This is a genomic window from Scytonema sp. UIC 10036 (assembly GCF_009725235.1).
The window spans coordinates 1-22,258 of record NZ_WJFC01000163.1 but is presented as its reverse complement, the minus strand read 5'-3'; the positions used below and the strand labels follow the sequence as shown (position 1 = coordinate 22,258).

The window sequence follows — 22,258 nt, the reverse complement described above, 5'->3', positions numbered from 1 at the left end:
CTAGTTGAGAACAATTTTATTGATTTAAGGAGGTTAAATCATGAAGCTCAAAGATAAAGTTGCAATTGTTACTGGTGGGTCTAAAGGCATTGGTTGGGGAGTTTCTACAGTCTTCTCTCAAGAAGGAGCAAAAGTCGTTATTGTTGCTCGGAATGTTCAAGATGGCGAGCAGACTGCTGAGGAAATTCGCCAAAAGGGCGGTAAAGCTACTTTTGTCCAGTGCGATGTCTCAAACGAAGAAGACGTCAAAAAAATGGTGCGAACAAGTCTCGACGCTTATGGTCAGATTGATATTCTTGTCAATAATGCTGGTGTTGGCATCTACAAGTCGGTACTGGATACAACTAACGAGGAATGGGATCGCTGTTTAGCTATCGACCTCAAAGGAGCATTTCTCTGCTCTAAGTATGTCATTCCTCAGATGCAGACTATAGGCAAAGGAGTGATTATCAATATGTCGTCAGTGCATTCTCGTGCTACAGTTAACGGAGCTGCACCATATGCAGCCTCCAAGGGTGGAATGACCGCTTTGACTCGCAACATGGCTATTGATTACGGTCCGAGTATTCGGGTCAATGCCATTTCTCCAGGGTGGGTAATGACGCCTCTGATTAAACAACTCTTTAGTAGTTACGATAACCCAATTGAGCAACAGCATGCGGTCGAGCAAAGGCAGGTGATGAAGCGCATTGGTACCCCTGAGGATATTGGCTATGCAGCTACTTTCCTTGCCAGTGACGAGGCTTCATTCATTACTGGTACCGAACTCTTTGTAGATGGTGGTCTGACAGCTCAACTTGAAACTTGGTAAGTGGAGAAGGGGTTACAAAACGATAAATAGATGTTTAGCTCCTTTATCTTAAGGCAAACCAAATGGTGTTAGACAAATGATATTAACAACAACAAAGTTTGATTATGCAATCCGCGATCAAAAGGGAAAAGTAGTATTCTACGTTCTCCTATGGAAACGAAAAAGAATTACGTTAGAAGTTTTTGACGAGTATTGGAGAAATGTTCACGGTCCAGTCTGTGCTCGACTACCAGGATTGCACCAGTACTGGCAGTTTCACTTGAATCATAATGATAGCAGTCTGTGGCCAACTATTGAGGGCATAGAGTACGACTCGTTTCCAGAAGACCAGTTTGATGGTATTGCCGAATTAACCTTTATGTCCGAAGCAGACCGTCAGACCTGGTTTAAAGCGTCTGCCATTCTCATGAATGACGAACACAACATATTTAGCAAGGCAATTGGTTACAACACGAGCCCTGATAATTCCAAAACTTATATCGATCGCATTGCAACTGAAGACCCAAACGGGAATCTCGGAATTCTGAAATTTCACGTTATGGTCAAAAAAGCTGATACCTGTAGTGTAGAAGCCTTTCGTCAATATATGACCGACAGCTTTGCTGCTGCTGTAGTTCAGAGTGATTTAGTTCTAAAATTTCGACTGCATCTGTTTGAAGAAGTAGACAATTCACGTCCGGATGCCGCAGGAGTAGTACATTTTGAACCTCCAGAGAAGCAATATCAAGCTGCTTTTGAAATTGCTTTCCAGAATTATCTAGAAATGGAAAAGTTCTTTGACTCAGAAGAGTACGTAATGGCGGTGAAGGATCAGGCAAAGTATGTCAAGCAAATCAGTTCATTTCCCGAAAGAACTGCTAACACTTTTGTCTACGATGGCAAGATGACCTTAGCAGGGCAACGGAGTTCCAAGGTGGCAGAGCTAATCACGGAAGTAGGAGCAACTAATCAACTTCAAGAGGATATAGTTTCTCTCATGAATGGTCAGGTTTCTCTCTTAAACGGTAACGGTAAACAGAACAACGGCAAGCCTAATTCCTCGTTTTCAAAGGCCAAAGTTTTCGACATAACTACAAAAAAGGAAAGAACTATGTTGGATAAATTTCCCGGAACAGCGTCAGATCTAGTCCTGCGTTTATTTGCCAGAGGTGAGTCCGCTGATTCAGAAGGATTTTGTGAATTCTTCACCGATACACCTGTGTATCAATTCGGCAACTTTGAAATTTGTTTTGATAAAGCTGCTATTAAAAGATCTTCAGATAATTTCCATAGTCAGGTCTTGGCAGTTTACCACGAAATTAAGACGATGTGGGAAGTCGGAGATGTCGTGTTCGTTGAAATGGATGTCTATTATTGGCGCAAGGACGGCTCTATAGTTGCACTTCCTTGTTGCGACATCTTCAGGGTAGAAGGAGATAAGTTCTCAGAATTACGAATTTTTATGGACGTTAATCCCGTATTCGATCCAAAAATTCCTGTTCCAAATACATCATCGGTAATGACTATCAGTGAAGGAAAGAGGGTTTCTCCACAGGGTATAATGAAGAAATTTTATGCTGAACATCCTGATGGAAAACAAAGGGTAGCAACAGGATTTGCACCTAAGTGGTCGCTAGTTGAATCTAAATGGTCGCTAGTCGAGGTTTAACCTTGCCCAAACTTGACCAAGTGTACTTGTATAAAAACGATAAGAGTTCCGTTAATTGATGACAATGAACTAACATCTTGCATCAAAGAAAAGCTAATGCTTTGCCAATACTGCTCGGTTAAGAGAATTGTAGGTTGGGTTGAGGAACGAAACCCAACAAATGCCGATAAATGTTGGGTTTCGTTCCTCAACCCAACCTACGTAATTGCGTGTTTTTATGCTTAACCGAGCAGTATTGAATGCTTTGCCAGTTTATGTCCACCATCTTACCCCCAATCTAAGAGTTAGTTTCCGTACTTACAACCTGTTGGGTTTCACACACGGGTTTACCCAACCTACAATTTCCTTAATCGAGCAGTATTGGGTGTGGATATTAATATGGTCAAATACAAGATGTGAAGACTACAGCAGGATTTGCAGTTTCTACTACTACCATGGAGGTCTCACATGAGTAAGCGAATCAATTACTATCAAGAATTGTCTGCAGATTATTCTAAGCCAGGACTAGTTTCCAAAGAGCTAGCAGAAAAAATGCTCAAGGATGCTGAAACATACATTTCTCTTCGTGAAAGAACATTACCTGAAATAAATTCCGAATACACTTTAGCACAAATAGAACAGGAAAACAGGATTTGGTGGCCAACCCATTGTGAAGCCGTGCGACAAGGGCGGGCAGATATTCTCATAGAAGAATACAGCGATAACCTTGTCTACTTATGTGCTGATGGTCCTTTTTATGGGAAAACAAATGGAGTTGAAAGAGAGCCAAATTGGTGGGCGCTTCTGGCTCAACCAAATGTGACAATGAATTGGCCCATTGTGATGTTCTCTGGTGAAGTTGTCTATTTTGAATGGAATTGTATTGATGACGAGACAAATGAAACAATTGCTAAGGGAAATGTGACCTGGATTCGTCGTGGTCACAGAGGGGCGTGTTACTTGAAATGCGAGCAATTGACCTTTTATCGAGATGTTTATGCTCCAATTGAATTGCTAGAGTTAATTAAGCGTTAACAGCACAGCAATGAAATGCCCGTGCAGCAAAGCGGTTCTTTGGTAAGCCCCTTAAGGCAACTTACACTCACCTTCTGTGGCTGGTCAATAAAACTCTTGCAAAAGTAAGCAATGTCCAATTATAGGGGAAGGAGCAAGGAACAAGGGTTTTACCTTCTGTTTCTCCTCTCCCCTTTTACCTATTGTGTTTTCCCGAAATCAATTCATGCTGTCACACCTAAAAAGTTTTTACTGAAAATTGAAGTATTTATTTTTGCATTTCCTCTTCTAAAAGATTTTTTAGAATCAGTTAGAAATAATACTTTAAAATAATTCAGTACTTGTACTTTTAATTGAGTCGCAGTTGGTGTGCATGCTCACCTGAAATAGTAAATTTGTATTCTTTAATCCGTAACTTGCGCGTTTGCTGTCTCCTACTATACAAAATAGTAACATAATCAAACTAATCGAGACATTCTCTTAAGTTTCTTCTAAATTTATCGATCTTTGTTGATGAAAAGCTGCATGAAAGGGGAAAATTTCTGTAGCTTCTTAAGAAAAATGAAAAATAGTGTAAATAGCCTCTAAATAAGTAATAGAGGGCGCTCAATGTTTGCTTGTGAAGCAGAACAACTTTTCTACTCTCCACTTTCATATGAGATTTGGTCATGCGTAACTTCTTAAAAAACAGCTGTTTGGCGATCGCCTCCGCTATATTAAGTCTGGCTCCCCTAAAAGTCGAAGCAGCTTTGCTTGTAGCTAGCCGTGCTAGTAACACCGTCCTGCGTTACGATGAACAAACAGGTGCTTTCATTGATGCTTTTATTCCTGCTGGTAGTGGTGGGCTAAATGGTCCTACCAGCTTAGCTTTGGGACTAGATAGCAACCTTTATGTTACCAGTTACTATAATAGTAGCGTTTTACGGTATGATGGGCAGACAGGTACTTTCATTGATACCTTTATTCCTTCAGGTAGTGGTGGTCTAAGCAGTCCTGAAAGCATAGCTTTTGGGCCAGACAACAATATCTATATCAGTGGCCTTGATGGCAACGGTATTCGACGCTATAACGGTCAAACTGGTGCTTTCATTGATACCGTCGTTGGCTTCGATCCTTTAGGTGGAGATGAGTTAAACTCCCCAGATTTCGCCTTTGCTGAAGATAACGACCTTTACATAAGCAGCGTTCTTCCTTCCAATGGTGTCTTACGCTATGATACGGCAACAAATGAAACTAATATCTTCATTCCCCAGGAAAACGCACCAGCAATTCCCGGAGGTTTGACCATAGGATCGGACAACAACCTTTACATTGGGGATTTTAGTCCTGTCGGTAGTATCCGGCGCTATAATAGCCAGACAGGTTCCTTGATTGATGTCTTTGTTTCTCCTGGTAGTGGTGGACTGAGTCAGGCATCACGTTTGGCTTATGGACCGGATAGCAATCTTTACGTCACTAGCTTTGGCAGCGACAGTGTCCTACGCTTTAACAGTAGTACTGGTGCTTTCATTGATGCCTTTGTGCCTGCTAGTAGTGGTGGATTAGACGAACCAATCGGCTTGCTCTTTACTACAAACAATAGTGTAAAAGCCTCAGAACCTGTTTCTTCTTTGGGTATTTTTGGGTTTAGTGCTTACTTAAGTGTCAGTTTATTGCTAAAAGGCAAAAAAACTAGAACGGCAAAATAGACTGGATAGCTGTGCCTCAAGTCTATTTAGGTAAGCAAAAGGAGAGCGGCGAAAATGAAGTTGAGAGGATGTCTGAAAAGTTGTGAGGAAGTAATTTTAATCACGTCAATAGTTGTATGAATAAACCTAATTCTAATTCCAATTCAACCTTTACCAAAGCAGCTTTGTTACTTGCAAGTACGCTAACTGTAATGTCCGGTGCAACTATCGCACCTTCGCTTCCAGCAATGCAAGACCATTTTGTCAATGTCGCGAATGTAGAGCTGCTGGTAAAACTGGTGATTACTATGCCCGCGTTATTTATCGTTATTGGTTCGCCTATCGCGGGAATGATTGTAGACCGATTTGGACGCAAACCATTGCTTTTAAGCACCACACTTTTTTACGGTTTAACAGGTGCTTCAGGGCTGATTCTTGATTCGTTACCTGCGATTCTTGTTGGACGTGCGTTTTTGGGTTTGTCGGTTTCTGGGGTAATGGTCAGTGCAACGACGTTAATTGCAGACTACTACATTGGTACTGCTCGTACAACGTTTATGGGGCTGCAAGCTGCATTTATGAGTTTGGGTGGCGTTTTGTTCCTATCTCTTGGTGGCACACTTGCTTTGCACAACTGGCGCTATCCATTCTTAATCTACTTGTTTTCTTTGCTGTTGTTACCGTTGATCGTTTTCGCAATTTACGAACCACAGCGTAACTTATCTAAAAAAATATTGGCATCCAATCAAGGAAGCCAGAATGAATCGATTCCCATTACCTTGTTACTGCTGATTTTTGGAATGACCACTCTCAGTCAAATTATTTTTTATCTCATTCCTGTTCAATTACCTTTTTATCTTCGCAGTCTTGTGAATGCAACACCGTCAGAGAGTGGAATGGCAATTGCTTTTTGTACATTATTCAGCGCATTTACATCAATATTTTATGGTAGAATCAAAGCCAAACTGGATTTTGTCAGTATCGTGCCCTTTACTTTCGGAATTTTTGGTATTGGCTACGTCATTATTGGTCATGCAAACAATTACCCCACAGCACTCGTTGGCTTAGCTATTGCAGGGTTAGGATTGGGACTACTGATGCCAAACATGAGCGTGTGGATATCCACTATCGTACCTGACGCAGTGCGCGGACGTTCATTGGGAGGACTTTCAACCGCGTTCTTCCTCGGACAATTTCTCTCCCCCATCATCGCGCAACCTGTTAGTCAAAAAGTGGGTTTAGCTTTAACATACGGTCTCGCAGGTGGATTGCTTTTACTTCTGAGTGCGATGTTCATCATAATGCGAGCGCAAGTAACCGCTTTAAGCGTTAAACCCATAAAGAGTGAGAAACTGTAACTCGATATCTTGTCACCTCTGTTCCAATACTACTCGGTTAAGGATTTGTGGAGATTCCACTCTTTGTTGCGTCAGCAGTAGGCGATCATCTCATTAATTCATTCAGCGATCGCAATTGCTCGACTGGTGGACACAGAGATTTAAGCGATCGCACACAAAACCGGGCATCCTCAAAAACTAAAACGCCTCTAGAGCATATAAATTCTAGAGGCGTTTTAGTTGAGTTATAAAAATTCATTTAGTTATTGGCTGTATATAAAGACAGTTTAATAGGTGAAATCAGATGACGGGGTGAAGAATGCATAAAAATATCTAGAGTTTCATCAAAAGAGCGTAAAGCTGGGGTTCGATCGCTTTTATCTATGAGAAAATGGGCGGTAGATGCGTGTGACGTCTGCCCAAATCGGTCATGTTTTTAAATTTGCGACACTTGGAAAGACTATCATCGTCTGACTCGTAAGCGTGTGATTAAACGCACACGCATTTTGCTACCTGCATCACTTCAGTAAATCCCCCTCTTGGAATAAAAGCGGAGAGTAGTAGATTATTGCAATGTGGTACTTGCTTTTGAGAGGGCGATCGCAACTAGGATGACCGTTCCTGGATTTTATAATGCCGCCAAATCCGGTATTAAATCTTCATCCATGAAAGTTACGTATGCGAAGTATCAAATCAGAGTGAATTGCAATGTGCGAACCCACACTACCAGACTGAGGTGAAGCCGCAGAAATTGCCTTCCGAACTATATTTCCATTTGTTAGTGTTACTTCTTTTACAAGATATTGAGCGACTTAGAGAACTGGCACTTAGTCAAGGAATTGACATCAAAATTTTCAGGTGCAAGATCTGAGATCTGCCATCGTCGTTTACCCCACCAAGAAGCGACTGGCGGACTCGTCTTGGGGTTTAAATCCCCACAAACTATAAAAATTCATCTATCAATTATGATAGAACATCTGTTCCCGTCTTATTGCTAATAATTGAAAATGACTGTTCTTAGGCGATCGCGCATTAACGAATGCTGTTCACTCCTTGCTGGTGAAAGCTGAAACCCTTGTTTTTCCGTTCGTTACCGAAAGTTTGCGATCTACTGAGTTTGGTTTTTTCTCGCCGACTTACTTAACGTGGAAAAAAGTGGGGACTACTAGTTAAGCAAACGCTGCTTCAGTTTTAGGTTTGTTTATTTCTTGGAACGGGCGAATCGGTAGACGTACCTGAAAGCGAGTGTCACCTGGCTTTGAAAAGCAGCGAATCTCACCACTGTGCTGACCCACTATAATCCGATAAGCAATTTCTAGACCTAACCCCGTTCCTACACCGATACCCTTAGTTGTGAAAAACGGATCGAAGATCCGGGACTGAATTTCAGGGGGAATGCCTGGTCCATTATCCGCAATCTCCACCATAATGTCATTTTTCTGACTGGACGTCCGTACCCAAATCGTCCCCCCCTCGCCCAAGGCGTCGATAGCGTTGTCAATCAAATTCGTCCATACTTGATTCAATGCACTTCCGTAAGCCTCTATGATTGGAAGGTTCTGCTCGTATTCACGTATCACCTGGACACGGTGCTTTTTGAGCTTATAGCTCAAAATGGTGAGCGTGTTCTCGATCCCTTTATGAACAACTACCTCTTTTAGTGGAGATTGATCCATGTACGAGTAAGACTTGACAGCATTGACAAGCTCGGAAATGCGAGTAACGCCTTGATCGAGGACGTTCACGACACTTGCTACAGCTAGAGTTGCTTCTAACCAAGTTAGTATATCATTAAGTACATTAGCACTTACCTGGTCGCCAATCACTCCTAACTGCTGAGCGTTAACTCCAGCCGCAACCAAAGTTGGAATAACTTTCCACCCATTGGCAACGTCGTATGACTCCAACCAATTCCCTAGTTCATCTTCTAAATCCATCTGAACCGAAGGGTCGAAATCGCTGAGTTGAACGGTCTGTTCAATACCCTTACGTTTAATTTCCAAGAGGTACTCTAGTTGATCTGGTGTGAGGTGTTGCTTAATAGACTCAAGCGAGAGGTTGTGTAAGACATTCACCGTATCATGCAACTGTCCTGTAGCCCGACGTGCCGCTGCTACTGGATTGCCAAGTTCATGGGCAAGACCGGCTGCTAGCGTACCTAAAGAAATGAGCTTATCGTGTTGCTGAGACAACATTTGTAACTCTTGCATTCGGCTTGCCATGAAACCGAGGACGGCTTGTCTTACTGACGGGCAGAACATGAGCATTTGCCAAAACTCGTCCTCGTGTAAACAATATACATGGCATTGACCCACTGCTTGCCCGCTTGCAAGATGAAGTGTACCCGCTAGGAGAGGGACTTCACCAAAAAACGTACCAGCTTCATAAGTAGCTAAAACGACTTCTTGGTTACTAATTTCTCTCGTTAGCCGGATTGCTCCTTCAAATACCACGTAAAAGCATTTTGCAGGCTCTCCTTGTTTAAAGAGAAAATCTCCTGGATTTAACCATTTTTCTGTACCGTTCATCAAACATAACAGCTGATTCTCGGTCAAGTTTTGGAACAAAGGTATTTTATGCAACAACTCAAGCATGACTAAAACCTAGAGTGTTTTTATGATATTGATGTATGACCAGAACTTAGAGTATTTTTACAAGGATGAGAGATATTGATGTATGAATTGAATAGCGATTGAACCCTCACCTACCGCTGAGGCAACTCGTTTTACTGACTGATAGCGCACGTCACCTACCGCAAAAATTCCTGGTACATTAGTTTCAAGAAGATAGGGAGACCGAGGTAATGTCCATCCTCGGATATACATCTCACTATGCAAAATGTCAAGTCCGGTCAGGATATACCCTTTTGAATCTCTTTCTACAACGTTTTCCAACCAGTTAGTGCGCGGCATTGCACCGATAAAAGTGAAAAGGGCGCAGGCGGGGACAGTTTCGACTTCGCCAGTTGCTGAATTAACAATGGTTATTGCCTCAAGCTTGTCTTTGCCGAACACTTCAGTAACTTCCGTTAACACCTTGACTGCAATATTGTTCATCTCTTCGATCCGATCGATCAAATACTTAGACATGCTTTTCTTCAGTGTGTCTCCGCGTATAAGAAGGGTCACTGAGCGAGCATATTTAGAAAGGTGCATAGCAGCTTGCCCAGCTGAATTGCCTGCCCCAAGAATAAACACGTCTTCGCCTTTGTAATTAATTGCTTCGGTCATTGCTGCTCCGTAGTATATGCCAGCACCTGTTAGTTTGTTACTGCCAGGTACGTTAAGCTTGCGATAGGATACACCAGTTGCAATGATCACTATGTGAGAGCTAAGCTCTGAGCCATCTGCTAGGGTTACATATCGATATTGACCATCTACACGAAGACTAATTACTTCTTGTGGTGCAAGAATTTCTGCTCCGAATTTCTGAGCCTGTGCAACAGCACGTCTGGCTAAATCTCCCCCAGTGAGTCCAGCTGGGAAACCGAGATAATTCTCAATCCGCGAACTAGTTCCTGCTTGCCCGCCTGGAGCCTCTTTTTCAACCATAACGGTACGTAGTCCTTCGGATGCAGCATATACAGCAGCAGCTAAACCAGCCGGACCAGCACCCACAATAATCGCATCGTAAAACGGCATTTTGGGGCGCGTTTTCAGTCCGATTTTGTTGGCAATTTGGGTGTTTGTCGGTTGTAAAAGATGTGTGCCATCAGGAAAGAGCAGCAGTGGTAGTTTCAATTCTTCGGGGTTAGCGTCTACAGATAACTTGCGCCCTTCTTCTGACTCAATATCCAGCCACTGATAAGGAATGTGATGGCGAGCCAAGAAATCTTTGGCTTGATGTGTTTTGAGTGTCCATCGATCGCCAATCACGCGAACCCCTTCAAACAAAGGGAGGAACGTTTTTTTCCACACCTCAAGCAAATCATTAAGCACTGGGAATAAACCTTGTTCCGGGGGAGTCCACGGCTTCATCAAGTAATAATCAATTTTAGCTTTATTGATAGCACGGATAGCCTCATCTGTGTCGGCATATGCTGTCAGTAAGGCACGTTTAGCATCTGGAACAATTTTTATTGCTTGTTCCAGGAACTCCACACCAGTCATGTTTGGCATCCGCTGGTCTACTAACAACAAAGCCACTGGCTGGTTACGCAGTTTCAATCTTTTTAGCGCCTCTAGGGCTGCTTGACCGGAGTCTGCGCGCAGTACCCGGAAGTTTTCGCCATATTCGTGGCGTAAATCGCGATCGATTGCCTTTAGAACTTCTGGATCGTCATCTATTGTAATTAGAACAGGCTTAGCCATAATATTCCCTCATTTGTTAACGTGGCGATCGAATCAATACTCTTTCCGTGCTAAAAGGTGCAGTTTGTTGCTAGCAGACGGAAATTACGATCTTTTCGTGTAGACTATTGACCTTACAGCAATTTTCGGGTAGATGAACTACAGTGTTTGTAAGGGCGTTCGTGCAGCGTGCCGACGTTCGCAGCCATACGACCATTCGCCCCTACGCCTGTAGTCTACCGATCTAAAAACTGTTGTAACTACACGCTAGCTAGCTCAGCAGCTTCATATTTATCTACCATTGTGATGCCCTCGCAGAATGAACTCATTCTGAGGAAATGCTCCACCTGTACTTGCGCGCCGACTACATACAATTCCACATCAGAACCCAACTTTTGCTTGGTGAAAATGAGCGATCGCATACCAGCAGTGGTTATACATTCTAGATCTTGTAGCAGTAAGACGAGACGACGCAGTGGCTTTTGTGTTGCTTTGGTCAACTCTTCCTGAAAACGTCCCACAGCATCTGCATCCAGTAATCCGGTTAAAGATATCTTGGCAGTACCTTCAGTAATTTCTAACAGTGTTGCGTCAAAAAATACCTTAGCGGGAAGGAGCCTCACTCGAACTTTCAACTCGTCTTGAGTGGATGGTAGTTTAACTGTCAGATTTTCAGCATCAAAATCGGAATGCTTGTGCCCGTTGATCCATACTTCACCAATACGCACACTACCTGGTGGTAAAATATCTGGCGCAACTCGGAGAATGTTGTCCTTAAACCCACCTGGCTTTGGCTTGAAGTACAAATCCATTGGTTGCTTAGCAATTAGCAAGTTCGTATAAACTGTAGCCAAGTAAGCTAACTCGAAGGAGTGATAACCGCTCATTGAGTGGCTACCTTTAGATCGCTCCGTTCCTAACAAGTAAGGAAGCCCATTTGCCAAAACATTAAAGTAGACCCCACCAGCTTCATTATCAAGAAACCAAACGTTATAGAAAGCCGTTGATTCTCTCGCCCACTGCTGATACTCAAGTTTATTTAATGAACCAGCCAAGATGAGGTAAGCTAAGATGGCTTGTTCCTGCTGCCACCAAGCCTTACGGTCATGCCAGACAAAGCGGTTGACCTCTTGTCCTGGTTCTAGTGTACGCTCTACAACGTCATACCATCCTCCACGCAGTTGGTCGCTGCCAACTGCAGGCATGATTTCTGCAATCTTTTCGGCTAGAGCGACATACTTTTCTTTCGGTTTCAGGTGATTCATCCGCATTAAGTTCCAAGCAATTTTAAGGTTGTGACCTACGACAGCTCGGTTCTGCTGCCACCCCCAAGTCGTGTCATGACTCCAATCCTCATGAAAACGCTCTTGAACGAATGGGCTGTGCTCGTAATCCGGGAAATGCTTTTCAATGGTGTCAAAAGTGTACTCAAGGAAATCAGCGTATTTGTCCTCGCCAGTCGCTAGCCAGAGATTAATCAAATAAGCTGGAGCGTGGTCACCTACGGAATTCCAGTTCTTTTTAGCGCGGTTATGACCCAAAGACGGAGAGTGAGCGCTGAGAGTAATCGGGTCAATATGTGAGAAAAATCCTTTTTTCTCCGTTTTGTCCTCGAAATACTTGTTAAAAAGATTGATGGTCAACTCGATATCGTTCATGATACGTGGATCGCCCGTCACCCGATATGTTTGAGTAGGACCAGCTAAAGCATAAATCTGCTCGTAAGCTGGAATAGCATCATAATCATCCCCAAATTCTGAGGAAAAGATTTTTTGCTCGCTACCATCAGGTTTCACGTCAACAGCGTGATACCAATAACAAATCTCTTCGCTTTCATCCAGAAAACGCATATGTTGGCGCAGGTATTCAGTGCCTTTTTCCGCAGCCTCTAGGTAACGGTCATCCCCAGTCATCATGTAAGCTGTCGCAAAACCATAAACCAGGCGGGAAATAGTGTCCGTTTCTTGACGATTACTATTTTCTTTGGAACCAACCAAACCGATACCAGTGCGATATTTCCGATAATCAATTTCACCATCTTCAAACTGGGCTTTTAGGTAAAAATTGGCAAGGCTTTGTATTTGCTTGACCCACCAATCTTGCTTTTCAAAAAGATATTCCTTTTCTGTTCTGCCCAGAAAAACTATGTGCTTGGCTTCAAAGTTGTGCTGACCCGCGTCAAAATAGAAAATGCCATACACAAAAAGATACCGATTTGGAGCAAGCATTGCTGCCATCTGACTGGTGCAATCGTAGTAAGGTTCTCCTAAATTGCGTACCAGTTCAGCATAGGTGGTTGAGGTCAATGCTATCTTAAAGTTCTTTCCGTGTGATGTTGTGAGACCGAAAGTGCCATGAGATCCCTGATGTGGATCGAAATCAGTGACATACCCAGCAAGCATATCTGAAAACGAAAAATCTACGTTAGCCATTAAATCTCCTCCTAAAATAAAGTTCATTAGTTGAAATTATTGAGAAATTAAAACGACAATACTGCGGTTTTTGACAACATATACATCACCTGAAACCATAGTTTCTTTCCCTTTTTCCACAATATCCATAGGGGAAGGCTCAGCAGTATCTATGACTTTGTACCATCTTCTGTCTTGAACAGAAGGAATTTCAAACTCTAAATCCTCCCAGTACATATTAAACATGACGTGAATATCTGCGTTTCCGTCGAAGCCTCCCAAAGTATATGCTAAAGTTCTTGCATAAGGATCGTGCCAACCTGGGCTGAATAACTTGCAACTATGCCAAGAGATATCCGCTAGACCGCGTTCATTAACTTCGCCGTTGAAGAAATAGTTGCGGCGTAAGCCAGGATGGCAGTAGCAACTACGAAAATCAATCATCAACTTGAAGAACCTGAACATATCTGCGTTCTTTTCCACAAGATTCCAGTCAAACCAACTGATCTCGCTATCTTGGCAGTAAGCGTTGTTATTACCCTTTTGAGTGCGTCTGACTTCATCACCAGCCACTATCATTGGAACGCCTTGAGAAAGAAAAAGAATAGCTGCAAAGTTTTTAATTTGTCGCTGGCGTAATGCATCAACTATTGGATCGTCAGTCTCTCCTTCAATACCACAATTCCAGCTCAAATTGTCATTGATTCCATCTTGGTTGTTCTCACCATTCGCTTCATTGTGCTTGTGATTGTACGAAACTAAATCATTGAGAGTAAATCCATCATGGCAAGTAATAAAATTAATGCTGTTAATCGGTAAATGTCCGGTGTTTTGATAGAGATCGGCACTTCCGGCAATGCGTACAGCAACCGCCCCAACTAGCCCTGGCTCTCCTTTAACAAAGCGCCGAATGTCATCTCGGAAGCGCCCGTTCCATTCTGCCCAACGATACCCAGGGAAGTAACCAATCATATAGAGTCCACCGGCATCCCAAGCTTCAGCAATAATTTTGGTTTCAGCTAAAGCTGCAGATGTTTCAATGTGCCAAACAACCGGCGGATGGATCATAGGTACTCCGTCCGATCCACGGGATAAAATAGACCCTTCATCAAACCGGAAGCCATCAACGTGCATTTCTTTCACCCAAAATTCCAAGCATTCTACAATTAACTTTTCTGCAATTGGGTGATTGCAGTTGAATGTATTTCCACACCCAGAGTAGTCCATGTAGTATTGCTTATCCCAAGGTACAAGATGATAGTAAGTACTGTTATCAAAACCCTTGAAGTTGATGGTTGGACCCTCATGGTTGCCTTCGCTAGTATGGTTAAAAACGACATCCAGAATGACCTCAATCCCTTCCTTATGCAACGCCTTGACCATATCCCGAAACTCGTTAATGGGGCTTTTCTCCTTAGGAGAATAACAATAGGACGCTTCAGGCGCGAAGAAGCTGTGGGGGTTGTATCCCCAGTAGTCTTTCAGTGGAATACCGTTAACTTCTCGGACAATTTCTGTTTCGTCAAAGTCAAATATTGGTAGCAATTCGACAGCGGTTATGCCTAGTTTTTTTAAGTAAGGAATTTTCTCAATAACTCCAGAGAAAGTACCTCGATATTTGCAGTTAGAGGAAAGTGATTTAGTAAATCCGCCAATATGTAACTCATAAATAATGGTGTCACTCATTGGTCGATTAAGAGGACGATCGCCTTCCCAGTCATAATCCGATATATCGACGACCACACTACGCATTGAGGTGGTTAGATTGTCTTTTGAGCCCAAAGCATCTATGCGGTTCCAAAGGGCATTGGCGTTTCCCTTAGAGTAAGGATCGAGCAGTACCTTATTTTTATTAAAACGGTTTCCTGTTTGGTGTAAATCTTGAGGACCGTCTACTCGATAGGCGTAGCCAATTCCGGGTTTCAACCCTTTTACAAAAATATGCCAAAAGTGAAAGGTTTTATTGCTTTTTGGGTTGAGTTTAATAGTCTGGATAGGTTCCAGGTCATTAGGATTTTCAAATAATAAGAGTTCGACAGATGTCGCATGTTCTGCAAAAACTGAAAAGTTTACTCCATCTTTGCACGGTGTAGCACCTAAGGGATGTGTGCGTCCCACTTCTACTTGGTACTTTTTTGTAGTCAGTTCTATCTGGAATTTAGGTGTTGTTGCAGTCATTTTGCTCTTTTCCTCACTTCAGAGTGTTAATGAGTTATCTATGCGAATTCAATGAGGCGTTTTAAGCTTTGTAAAGATATTGCCGTTTAGTTAACTGCGCCTTTAGTTTATGCGTAAGCGGTTGCACAATATCTTATCTGATAAAATTGCACAAATCTTTGTGCCTGTATGAATTTCCATTTGAGCATCTAACGGCGCTTCAAACAAAAGATGTTGTCCTGGGAAAATAGCTCGCTCAAAGTACCAATTAGAAACATTCGCGCTCCGAGCAATTTGAATTTGACTAGTGGTATTAACGTAGCAGCAGAGAATTTTACCGGACGGATTGGGAGGTAAAGAATCAAGTATTTGAGTCATAACTACAGGTTTCATCCTGAATGTTCTGCTTTAACTACCCTAGAATTTGATCGTTAACCCAGGTTTTAAAGTGAAACTCAGGGAGTGGTTTTTTTCTTTCCCACTTGAAACACTCGGTTCTTTAGTCTTAATTTCCCTCCTACTTAGCTACGGCTTGCAATTGCTGCTCGTTAATTGCCTTTAAAAATATATCCATGAACTCGGTAACTACATTAGGATGTTTGGCTGTGATCAGATTACCATCAATATGTAAGTCTTTAGTCCCGTCACCATCGTAGACAACGATGCCTCCTGCATTTTCGACATCACACAAGATGTTATGGGCACAAGTAATCTCACGATTTTTAAGCAGTTCTGGATCGGCAGTAAATAGCCAAAGACTATGGCAGATAGTTCCAATCTTTAATCTGCCAGCATCCATAGCTTTGACAGCTTTTCGGAGAAATCTGACAGCAGGAGCTTGATTGGGTTGACCCTCTTTATGATGCTCTTCATAGCGAAGACGATCCATAGCATATGCACCAATTAGAAGAATGCCTTCATAATCGGTAGGCTCAATATCGTTCACTTCTACCGTAACTGTGACTTCTTCTATTAAATCAATCCCCTTGAAGGTTAATTGTTTTTGATTCCAAAGATGGGATATGTACTCTACTTCATATCCATTTGCAGGGAAAAACTTGTTGAATGCTCGAAACTCAATTTCGTCAAAGTGCTCCTCAATGAGTACACCTATTTTTCCCTTAGCCTTAGAAGTTGTAGTTACCATATTGCCTTTTCTTCCTGATGATTGGAGATGTTATGTTTTCAGTGTGCTGACTGGTGTTTTGTTGCATATCTTGTTAGCGTTCGATCGGCTATAACAACTTTGTTGGTGCAAAACATCACGCTGAGGGACCGAGAATATCATTAAGGGTACCAAAGCACCCTGCAGCCTTATTGAAGCCTGCGTAAACGCACATGAACAAAAGAAGTTCCTCGATTTCTGCACGCGTAGCTCCCTGTTGCATAGCTGTATTTACGTGTGCTGCAAAAGGGCTACCGGTTCCTACGTGATCCTGATTCACAACATCAACAGCGACTGTTATTAAAGCCTTGGTTTTTTGGTCAATTAATGGAAGTCCCCATGCTTCACCTGCTATGCGGGTACAAAAATCTCCAAACTTCGGATTGATACTTTTTAAAGCATCTTGAAGTTTTTTATCATCTAAAACCGCATTTTTGTATGCAGTTGCCTTTTCATCTTGAACGAGTGTCCCAGAATCACCCTGCTTCATGGTTTATGTCCACCTTTTACATAAGTTTTGGCATTCTGTTGCAAATGTTGTTACAAAACACAAAGAGCTACTCAGTGTGTTCTACTTGTGCGATCGGGTTAAAAACTTTCTCAAAACTTTAATGACAAACTTGACCTAGGTTTCCATTATAAGTAATGCAGATCTCCTTATCATTGCTCTTTTTACTGCACTCTTATAAAGAATGAAACACTTTTCATCTTTAAGTTTTCCAAACTCTTAAAGTTTTAACCAGAGAAAATCGTTAAGTTAAGGAGCAACTTAAGTCTTTTCGCTATCAATGTCACTTCAATATGGATGGATTACAAACATTTTTTGTCTTTGGATAAATTTGTGAATTTTTGTGCTTAAAAAAAAAGCCCCATTTAGAATGGGGCAAGGCTGTATTATATCAAATGGTATGAATGCGAGAATCGAATGCTCTGTATGGAGATAAAGCCTCGATTTCAACAAAGCACAAGTGGAGTCAACTGAGGTAATTTGCTCTTTAATTCTTTCAGCACAATTTTTGTAATTCCAAAGCGCTGATTAATTTCCAGATGGCAAATTATTAACTTTAATTGGTTAATTAATTCTTCCTCTAAGGCAGCTTTTTCAAGTAGCAAACAATGGGGTTGTGCAATGCAGTTAGGTAAGATTTGGTAGAGTAAGACAACTCGTGCCGCAGGAGAAAGCTTCTCAATTTCTGCGTTAATTTGTTCAATATTCATAGAAAATGTAATTAACTGTGTAGTAACATTATTTGTGTGATGCAAGTGCTTTGGCAACCCCTTCTCCATAGGCTGGATCTGCCTTCACAAAATGTGCAAGCTGCCGATCGATGATAAACTGCGGTACACCTTGCATAGCTGCTGCAATATTATGGAAAAGCCGTTGCTTTTCGTCTTTTGGCAGTAACCGGAAAAGATTGCCAGCTTGGGTATAATCGTCGTTGCCTACACGACGATCGTAGCGATCGCCATCACCAAAAATTTTGAGCGCTGGTTCCTTGATACTCGGATCTTCAATTGGTCCACCAAAGCTGTTCGGCTCATAGTTGACCGCTCCACCGCCGTTGTTGTCAAAGCGCATCAAGCCATCGCGGTGATAAGTGTGCGCTTTAGTTGCATGGGGGCAATTGATCGGCAGACTTTCATAGTTTACTCCTAAGCGATAACGATGTGCATCTGGGTAAGAGAAGATACGCGCTTGGAGCATTTTGTCCGGGCTAAATGAAATTCCAGGCACAACGTTAGAGGGTGAGAAAGCTGCTTGTTCAATTTCTGCAAAATAGTTTTCCGGATTGCGGTTGAGTTCAAGAATGCCTACTTCAATTAATGGATAATCTTTATGTGGCCAGACTTTAGTTAAATCGAAAGGATTGTAAAGCGTTTTGTCAGCATCCGCCTCAGGCATAATCTGTATGTAAAAACGCCACTTCGGGTATTCGCCCCTCTCAATTGCGTAAAACAGATCCCGTTGGAAGCTCTCGCGGTCTTGACCCACTATTTTTGCTGCCTCTTCATTAGTCAGCTTCTGGATGCTTTGCATTGTTTTGAAGTGGAACTTGACCCAGAACCTCTCTCGATCTTTGTTAATGAAACTGAAGGTATGGCTACCATAACCGTTCATATAGCGATAGCTTTTAGGTAATCCGCGATCGCTAAACAGAATCGTGACTTGATGCAAGCTCTCCGGTGAAAGCGACCAGAAATCCCACATTGCTGTTGGATGACGCAAGTTGGTTTTAGGGTCGCGCTTTTGCGTGCGGATGAAATCACTGAATTTAAGTGGGTCGCGAACGAAGAAGACTGGAGTATTATTTCCGACCATATCCCAGTTGCCTTCTTCCGTATAGAACTTGAGAGAGAAGCCACGCACATCCCGCTCTGCATCAGCTGCACCGCGTTCGCCTGCAACCGACGAAAACCTTGCAAGTACCTCAGTTTGCTTGCCTATTTGCGAAAATAGTTTTGCTGTTGTATAGCGAGTCACATCGTTGGTGACACTCAAGGTACCATAGGCTCCAGAACCTTTGGCGTGAACCACCCGTTCTGCAATGCGTTCCCGGTTGAAGTGAGCCATCTTCTCAATTAAGTAAAAGTCCTGCATGAGCAGTGGACCTCGTGCTCCTGCAGTTAGAGAGTTTTGATTGTCACTAATAGGAATACCTGCATCAGTTGTAAGTATTTTCTCGTCGCTCATTTTTTGACCTATCCTTAATATTTACTGTTCGTCAGCTTTCTCTTTTTGATACTCCTTTTTTGCTGTATCAAACAAAATTTTGGCTTTACGCAGCACTTGATTAAACTCCAATTGCTCCCCGTTGGGTCCTTTACAGTAAACGAGGGTCCATCCTTCAAAATCTCCAAAGGAAGGGTCAATTAGTTTGCATGAGTTGTACTGTAGATCGGTATTTGCCCTTTCCTGTTCTGTTTTGACGCGAACAATTCGGTTACATTTGACTCGATCCATTCCGCGCTTGTGACATTCTGTTTCCAAGTTGTTCACAAACTCATCGACATTCACATCGTCTTTTAAGTAAAAGGATATATGCATTGAGTTGACGCAAGCTGGACTGGAGTAAGGATTTTTTACTGGGAAAACAACGGAACCATTGGGTTGCTCTGAAGCATCTCTATATTGCAAAAGTTCCAGGACAACATTATCAAACTGAATAAAGTAAATGTCTAGATTTTGTTCCCCATCTCTAAGGTTGGGTATACCAAGAGTTTTTGGATCGCTTTCTAGGGCGATCGCTTCAATCTCTTCTTTTTGCAACAAAGTATTGTGTATAATTTCGCCAGCAAGACCGATTTCTGGAATTATGACTTTTCCACCCAATACCTCCGTATAAAATTCCAAAGCTTTTCCCATATCCTCAACTGTGAGACCAACATGGTGAACTCCTCTCAATTGCTTACTAATAACAGAAGAAGCTTTTTGTTCAAAAGAACGAACTACTTGTTCTACAGCCATAACTCTAGTCCTCTCAAATGACGTTTTTTGCAACTAAGGAATAAGCCTTTGACATGGCTTTTTAACACTAATGGCATTGATAAAAGAGCTGATAAGCAAGCAAGGCATGGAAACTTATCACAACATCTAGAAAGAAAAGACTGTCCGCAAAGTGCCTGTAATGATTGTGCCGTTTGCATCCTGGTTACTAGGATTGACAATCACTTGAATCAAAGGTGTGACTTGAATGTTGTTACTTACAGGGAAGTTGTAAAAACCTTCAAAGTTAGTTTGAGTAGAATTACCCAATTCACTGGCAATAAAGGGTTGACCGGCTGCAATACCAGCCAAAGCACCTTGGGTAAACAAGTCGCGGAACGCCACCCCTGCCATCCAGTAGTTAGGGTTAATGTCTCCATAGATAGTCTCATTATAACTGCTGAAGCCATAGCGACCAAATATGGCAAATTTTGGTGAAAAAGCTAACTCAAAATTTGCGCCGAACACGTCATAGCGGTTATCGAATAACTCTCCACCACTGTACTGGAGGCGTATGGCAAAGGATTTTGATGGTGCATACTCGAGTTCAACGGTACTCTGATACGTGTCGCCAAATAAACCTTGCTCGCCACTGCCCGTAGGATATAACAACCGAGCAAACGGTGCTGTACCTCGGATCGGTCCTCGATCGGTTGGGTTGGCTGCTTCTGCTGCTGCATACAAAGCCCGTACCGTGAATGCTCCTCCTCCTGGTTTCCAATCAATTGCTGCACCTGCACTTGGACCGTTGACAGGGAAGAGAATATAATTGTTGACAAATGCCAAAGTGCTAAAGTCTCGAAAACTTAGGTAAGCGTAGCTGTTACGGTCAACATAATCTGTAGTACGAATATCAGGACCTACGGATACTGTAAAGTTCTGAAATGGCTTAAAAGTGTAGTATAGTCTTCCCAAGCCAAAGTCGTTATCTCTGGGTGGTTTAACAGAGTAGTCTAAAACACTGCCAAAGGTCGGCTCGAGGAATCCTGCAGTATTGTCGTTACCATTATCGCTGCCTGTATCAATGCGGATTTTCAACTGGTCTGAGCCAGAGAAGCTCGTATTCAAGTCTAGAGCCGCTCGGTAAAGCACTGTGGCATTCGGGTCAGAGCGAGCAATTTCTTGACCTGTGGGGCTGATGATGCGTTCTCCATCAAATGCTCCAGCATTTACTGCCATGATGACTTGACCAGTTAGCTTGGTGGTCGTGGAGAACTGATTTGCCTCTAGTTCTGCGGAGCGAGCTTCTAAAGTATCTACACGACCCCGCAGCACAGTTAGTTCTGCCGCAAATTCCTCTTGTAAACGCTTAATAGTCACTAAATCTTCTGTTCGCGCTAAGTCAGAAGTTGCTGTTGCAATCAGTTCATTGACTCGCTTCAAACAAGCATTTAACCCGGCGGCAAACTCATATCTTGTCAAAGCTCGATTACCCCGGTAAACATTTTCTGGATACCCTGCTATACAACCATATCGCTCAACCAAGGATTGTAGCGATTGAAAAGCCCAATCAGTAGGTTGTACATCTTCAAGTTGAGACACAGAGGTGACTTGTGCTATTAAGCCATGACTATCCTTGTTTTCTAGCATCTTTTGAACAAGAATAAGAGAAAGCTCTAAGTTTTCACCTTCATCAGTAACTGTAGTCGTTATCGGAGACACAAAAGTCATTTGGTTGTTAGAAGCAGCTACCAGAGCAAACTGATTTTGGAGAGGAGTGATTGGGTTTGACTGCTTCATTTGGGTGACACTCCTTGGACTCATTTCCAGTGTCTGGCTCGTGCTAACTTCACCTACTAAAGCAGTTGCTCTGACTGTAGAGATAACCTCAGTAGCGATCGCATGTTCAAGGGTGATAGTAGTTAATTCCGATGTTTCAGCTAAAGCAGGAACACCTAGGGCAATTAGATTGAAGATGCTCATGCCACTGACTAGATTTAAATACGTCTTGAAGGTTCCTACCATGAGAGTTAATGTAATTACAAGTTTCTCTTGTGTCTTAAATTTTGGCAACTCACTGATTCTGTAGAGGCGCGTTTAGATGAGACTTGCGTCTTCCCTAACTGAGCCGAGGGCAAAGGTCAAAATTTACTTTCAAGCTTTTCGATATTGAATTAGATTTGAATATAGTGTTCACTACCAAAAAAATTTTGACAAGGTAAGATCCTTATGTTTAGGAAAAACTTATACAAATGCTGGGAGCGACAGATTCACCGAGAATGTGGCACACCATAGTTAGAGGATGTTTGAAAAGTCATGATTGATGTATTAAATATTTTTTACCCCACCCTAACCC

Annotated in this window: 16 protein-coding genes and 1 pseudogene; 6 read left to right on the top strand and 11 right to left on the bottom strand. The window is 42.4% G+C overall.

All coding sequences use genetic code 11. The features are described 5' to 3' along the window. Positions 1–40: 40 nt before the first annotated feature. The 6 genes from F7734_RS45315 to F7734_RS45290 all read left to right on the top strand — a co-directional run bounded on the left by F7734_RS45315 (position 41) and on the right by F7734_RS45290 (position 6,707). Positions 41–811: a glucose 1-dehydrogenase gene (locus F7734_RS45315; RefSeq protein WP_155750910.1), complete on the top strand. Its 771-nt coding sequence runs from the start codon at positions 41–43 to the stop codon at positions 809–811. Between the two features lie 76 nt (positions 812–887). After that, on the top strand, positions 888–2,459 hold the full coding sequence (locus F7734_RS45310; RefSeq protein ID WP_155750909.1) for an EthD domain-containing protein: 1,572 nt from the start codon (positions 888–890) through the stop codon (positions 2,457–2,459). Between the two features lie 447 nt (positions 2,460–2,906). Further along, entirely contained in the window at positions 2,907–3,473 is a 567-nt protein-coding gene (locus F7734_RS45305) for a hypothetical protein (RefSeq protein WP_155750908.1), read from the top strand. A gap of 647 nt (positions 3,474–4,120) precedes the next feature. Continuing rightward, positions 4,121–5,140: an NHL repeat-containing protein gene (locus F7734_RS45300; RefSeq protein ID WP_155750907.1), complete on the top strand. Its 1,020-nt coding sequence runs from the start codon at positions 4,121–4,123 to the stop codon at positions 5,138–5,140. Positions 5,141–5,256: 116 nt separating this feature from the next. Further along, on the top strand, positions 5,257–6,477 hold the full coding sequence (locus F7734_RS45295) for an MFS transporter (RefSeq protein WP_155750906.1): 1,221 nt from the start codon (positions 5,257–5,259) through the stop codon (positions 6,475–6,477). Positions 6,478–6,524: 47 nt separating this feature from the next. Next, entirely contained in the window at positions 6,525–6,707 is a 183-nt protein-coding gene (locus F7734_RS45290) for a hypothetical protein (protein ID WP_155750905.1), read from the top strand. A gap of 918 nt (positions 6,708–7,625) precedes the next feature. On the opposite strand, the gene F7734_RS45285 is transcribed toward F7734_RS45290, so the two are convergent. From F7734_RS45285 to F7734_RS45235, 11 genes and pseudogenes are all read right to left on the bottom strand, one after another. Continuing rightward, positions 7,626–9,050, bottom strand: coding sequence for an ATP-binding protein (locus F7734_RS45285; RefSeq protein ID WP_155750904.1), 1,425 nt, complete (start codon positions 9,048–9,050; stop codon positions 7,626–7,628). Between the two features lie 57 nt (positions 9,051–9,107). Beyond that, positions 9,108–10,766, bottom strand: a complete 1,659-nt coding sequence (locus F7734_RS45280) for an FAD-dependent oxidoreductase (RefSeq protein ID WP_155750903.1) — start codon at positions 10,764–10,766, stop codon at positions 9,108–9,110. A gap of 239 nt (positions 10,767–11,005) precedes the next feature. Continuing rightward, positions 11,006–13,177: an AGE family epimerase/isomerase gene (locus tag F7734_RS45275; protein ID WP_155750902.1), complete on the bottom strand. Its 2,172-nt coding sequence runs from the start codon at positions 13,175–13,177 to the stop codon at positions 11,006–11,008. Positions 13,178–13,213: 36 nt separating this feature from the next. After that, the gene (gene glgX / locus F7734_RS45270; protein WP_155750901.1) at positions 13,214–15,334 is read right to left on the bottom strand and encodes a glycogen debranching protein GlgX; all 2,121 of its coding nucleotides are present in this window, start codon (positions 15,332–15,334) and stop codon (positions 13,214–13,216) included. Positions 15,335–15,439: 105 nt separating this feature from the next. Further along, positions 15,440–15,691: pseudogene (locus F7734_RS45265) on the bottom strand (DUF1830 domain-containing protein); the annotation flags it as partial. A 139-nt stretch (positions 15,692–15,830) separates the two neighbouring features. Further along, positions 15,831–16,460 carry a DJ-1/PfpI family protein gene (locus tag F7734_RS45260; RefSeq protein ID WP_155750899.1) on the bottom strand — a complete coding sequence of 210 codons (630 nt, stop codon included), beginning with the start codon at positions 16,458–16,460 and terminating at the stop codon, positions 15,831–15,833. 115 nt (positions 16,461–16,575) lie between these two features. Then, positions 16,576–16,968, bottom strand: coding sequence for a carboxymuconolactone decarboxylase family protein (locus tag F7734_RS45255; RefSeq protein ID WP_155750898.1), 393 nt, complete (start codon positions 16,966–16,968; stop codon positions 16,576–16,578). 464 nt (positions 16,969–17,432) lie between these two features. Continuing rightward, the gene (locus F7734_RS45250) at positions 17,433–17,696 is read right to left on the bottom strand and encodes a hypothetical protein (RefSeq protein WP_155750897.1); all 264 of its coding nucleotides are present in this window, start codon (positions 17,694–17,696) and stop codon (positions 17,433–17,435) included. Between the two features lie 28 nt (positions 17,697–17,724). Further along, positions 17,725–19,170 carry a catalase gene (locus F7734_RS45245; RefSeq protein WP_155750896.1) on the bottom strand — a complete coding sequence of 482 codons (1,446 nt, stop codon included), beginning with the start codon at positions 19,168–19,170 and terminating at the stop codon, positions 17,725–17,727. 21 nt (positions 19,171–19,191) lie between these two features. Continuing rightward, positions 19,192–19,944 carry a VOC family protein gene (locus F7734_RS45240; protein ID WP_155750895.1) on the bottom strand — a complete coding sequence of 251 codons (753 nt, stop codon included), beginning with the start codon at positions 19,942–19,944 and terminating at the stop codon, positions 19,192–19,194. A gap of 126 nt (positions 19,945–20,070) precedes the next feature. Next, positions 20,071–21,885 carry an iron uptake porin gene (locus F7734_RS45235; RefSeq protein WP_166482544.1) on the bottom strand — a complete coding sequence of 605 codons (1,815 nt, stop codon included), beginning with the start codon at positions 21,883–21,885 and terminating at the stop codon, positions 20,071–20,073. Positions 21,886–22,258 lie beyond the last annotated feature (373 nt).

Excerpts from the sequence above, each read along its gene's own strand:
- F7734_RS45255 (WP_155750898.1), bottom strand. The coding sequence starts at position 16,968 with ATGAAGCAGGGTGATTCTGGGACACTCGTTCAAGATGAAAAGGCAACT.
- F7734_RS45260 (WP_155750899.1), bottom strand. The coding sequence starts at position 16,460 with ATGGTAACTACAACTTCTAAGGCTAAGGGAAAAATAGGTGTACTCATT.
- glgX (WP_155750901.1), bottom strand. The coding sequence starts at position 15,334 with ATGACTGCAACAACACCTAAATTCCAGATAGAACTGACTACAAAAAAG.
- F7734_RS45245 (WP_155750896.1), bottom strand. The coding sequence starts at position 19,170 with ATGAGCGACGAGAAAATACTTACAACTGATGCAGGTATTCCTATTAGT.
- F7734_RS45300 (WP_155750907.1), top strand. The coding sequence starts at position 4,121 with ATGCGTAACTTCTTAAAAAACAGCTGTTTGGCGATCGCCTCCGCTATA.
- F7734_RS45240 (WP_155750895.1), bottom strand. The coding sequence starts at position 19,944 with ATGGCTGTAGAACAAGTAGTTCGTTCTTTTGAACAAAAAGCTTCTTCT.
- F7734_RS45280 (WP_155750903.1), bottom strand. The coding sequence starts at position 10,766 with ATGGCTAAGCCTGTTCTAATTACAATAGATGACGATCCAGAAGTTCTA.
- F7734_RS45275 (WP_155750902.1), bottom strand. The coding sequence starts at position 13,177 with ATGGCTAACGTAGATTTTTCGTTTTCAGATATGCTTGCTGGGTATGTC.
- F7734_RS45250 (WP_155750897.1), bottom strand. The coding sequence starts at position 17,696 with ATGAATATTGAACAAATTAACGCAGAAATTGAGAAGCTTTCTCCTGCG.
- F7734_RS45305 (WP_155750908.1), top strand. The coding sequence starts at position 2,907 with ATGAGTAAGCGAATCAATTACTATCAAGAATTGTCTGCAGATTATTCT.
- F7734_RS45285 (WP_155750904.1), bottom strand. The coding sequence starts at position 9,050 with ATGCTTGAGTTGTTGCATAAAATACCTTTGTTCCAAAACTTGACCGAG.
- F7734_RS45310 (WP_155750909.1), top strand. The coding sequence starts at position 888 with ATGATATTAACAACAACAAAGTTTGATTATGCAATCCGCGATCAAAAG.
- F7734_RS45315 (WP_155750910.1), top strand. The coding sequence starts at position 41 with ATGAAGCTCAAAGATAAAGTTGCAATTGTTACTGGTGGGTCTAAAGGC.
- F7734_RS45295 (WP_155750906.1), top strand. The coding sequence starts at position 5,257 with ATGAATAAACCTAATTCTAATTCCAATTCAACCTTTACCAAAGCAGCT.
- F7734_RS45235 (WP_166482544.1), bottom strand. The coding sequence starts at position 21,885 with ATGAGCATCTTCAATCTAATTGCCCTAGGTGTTCCTGCTTTAGCTGAA.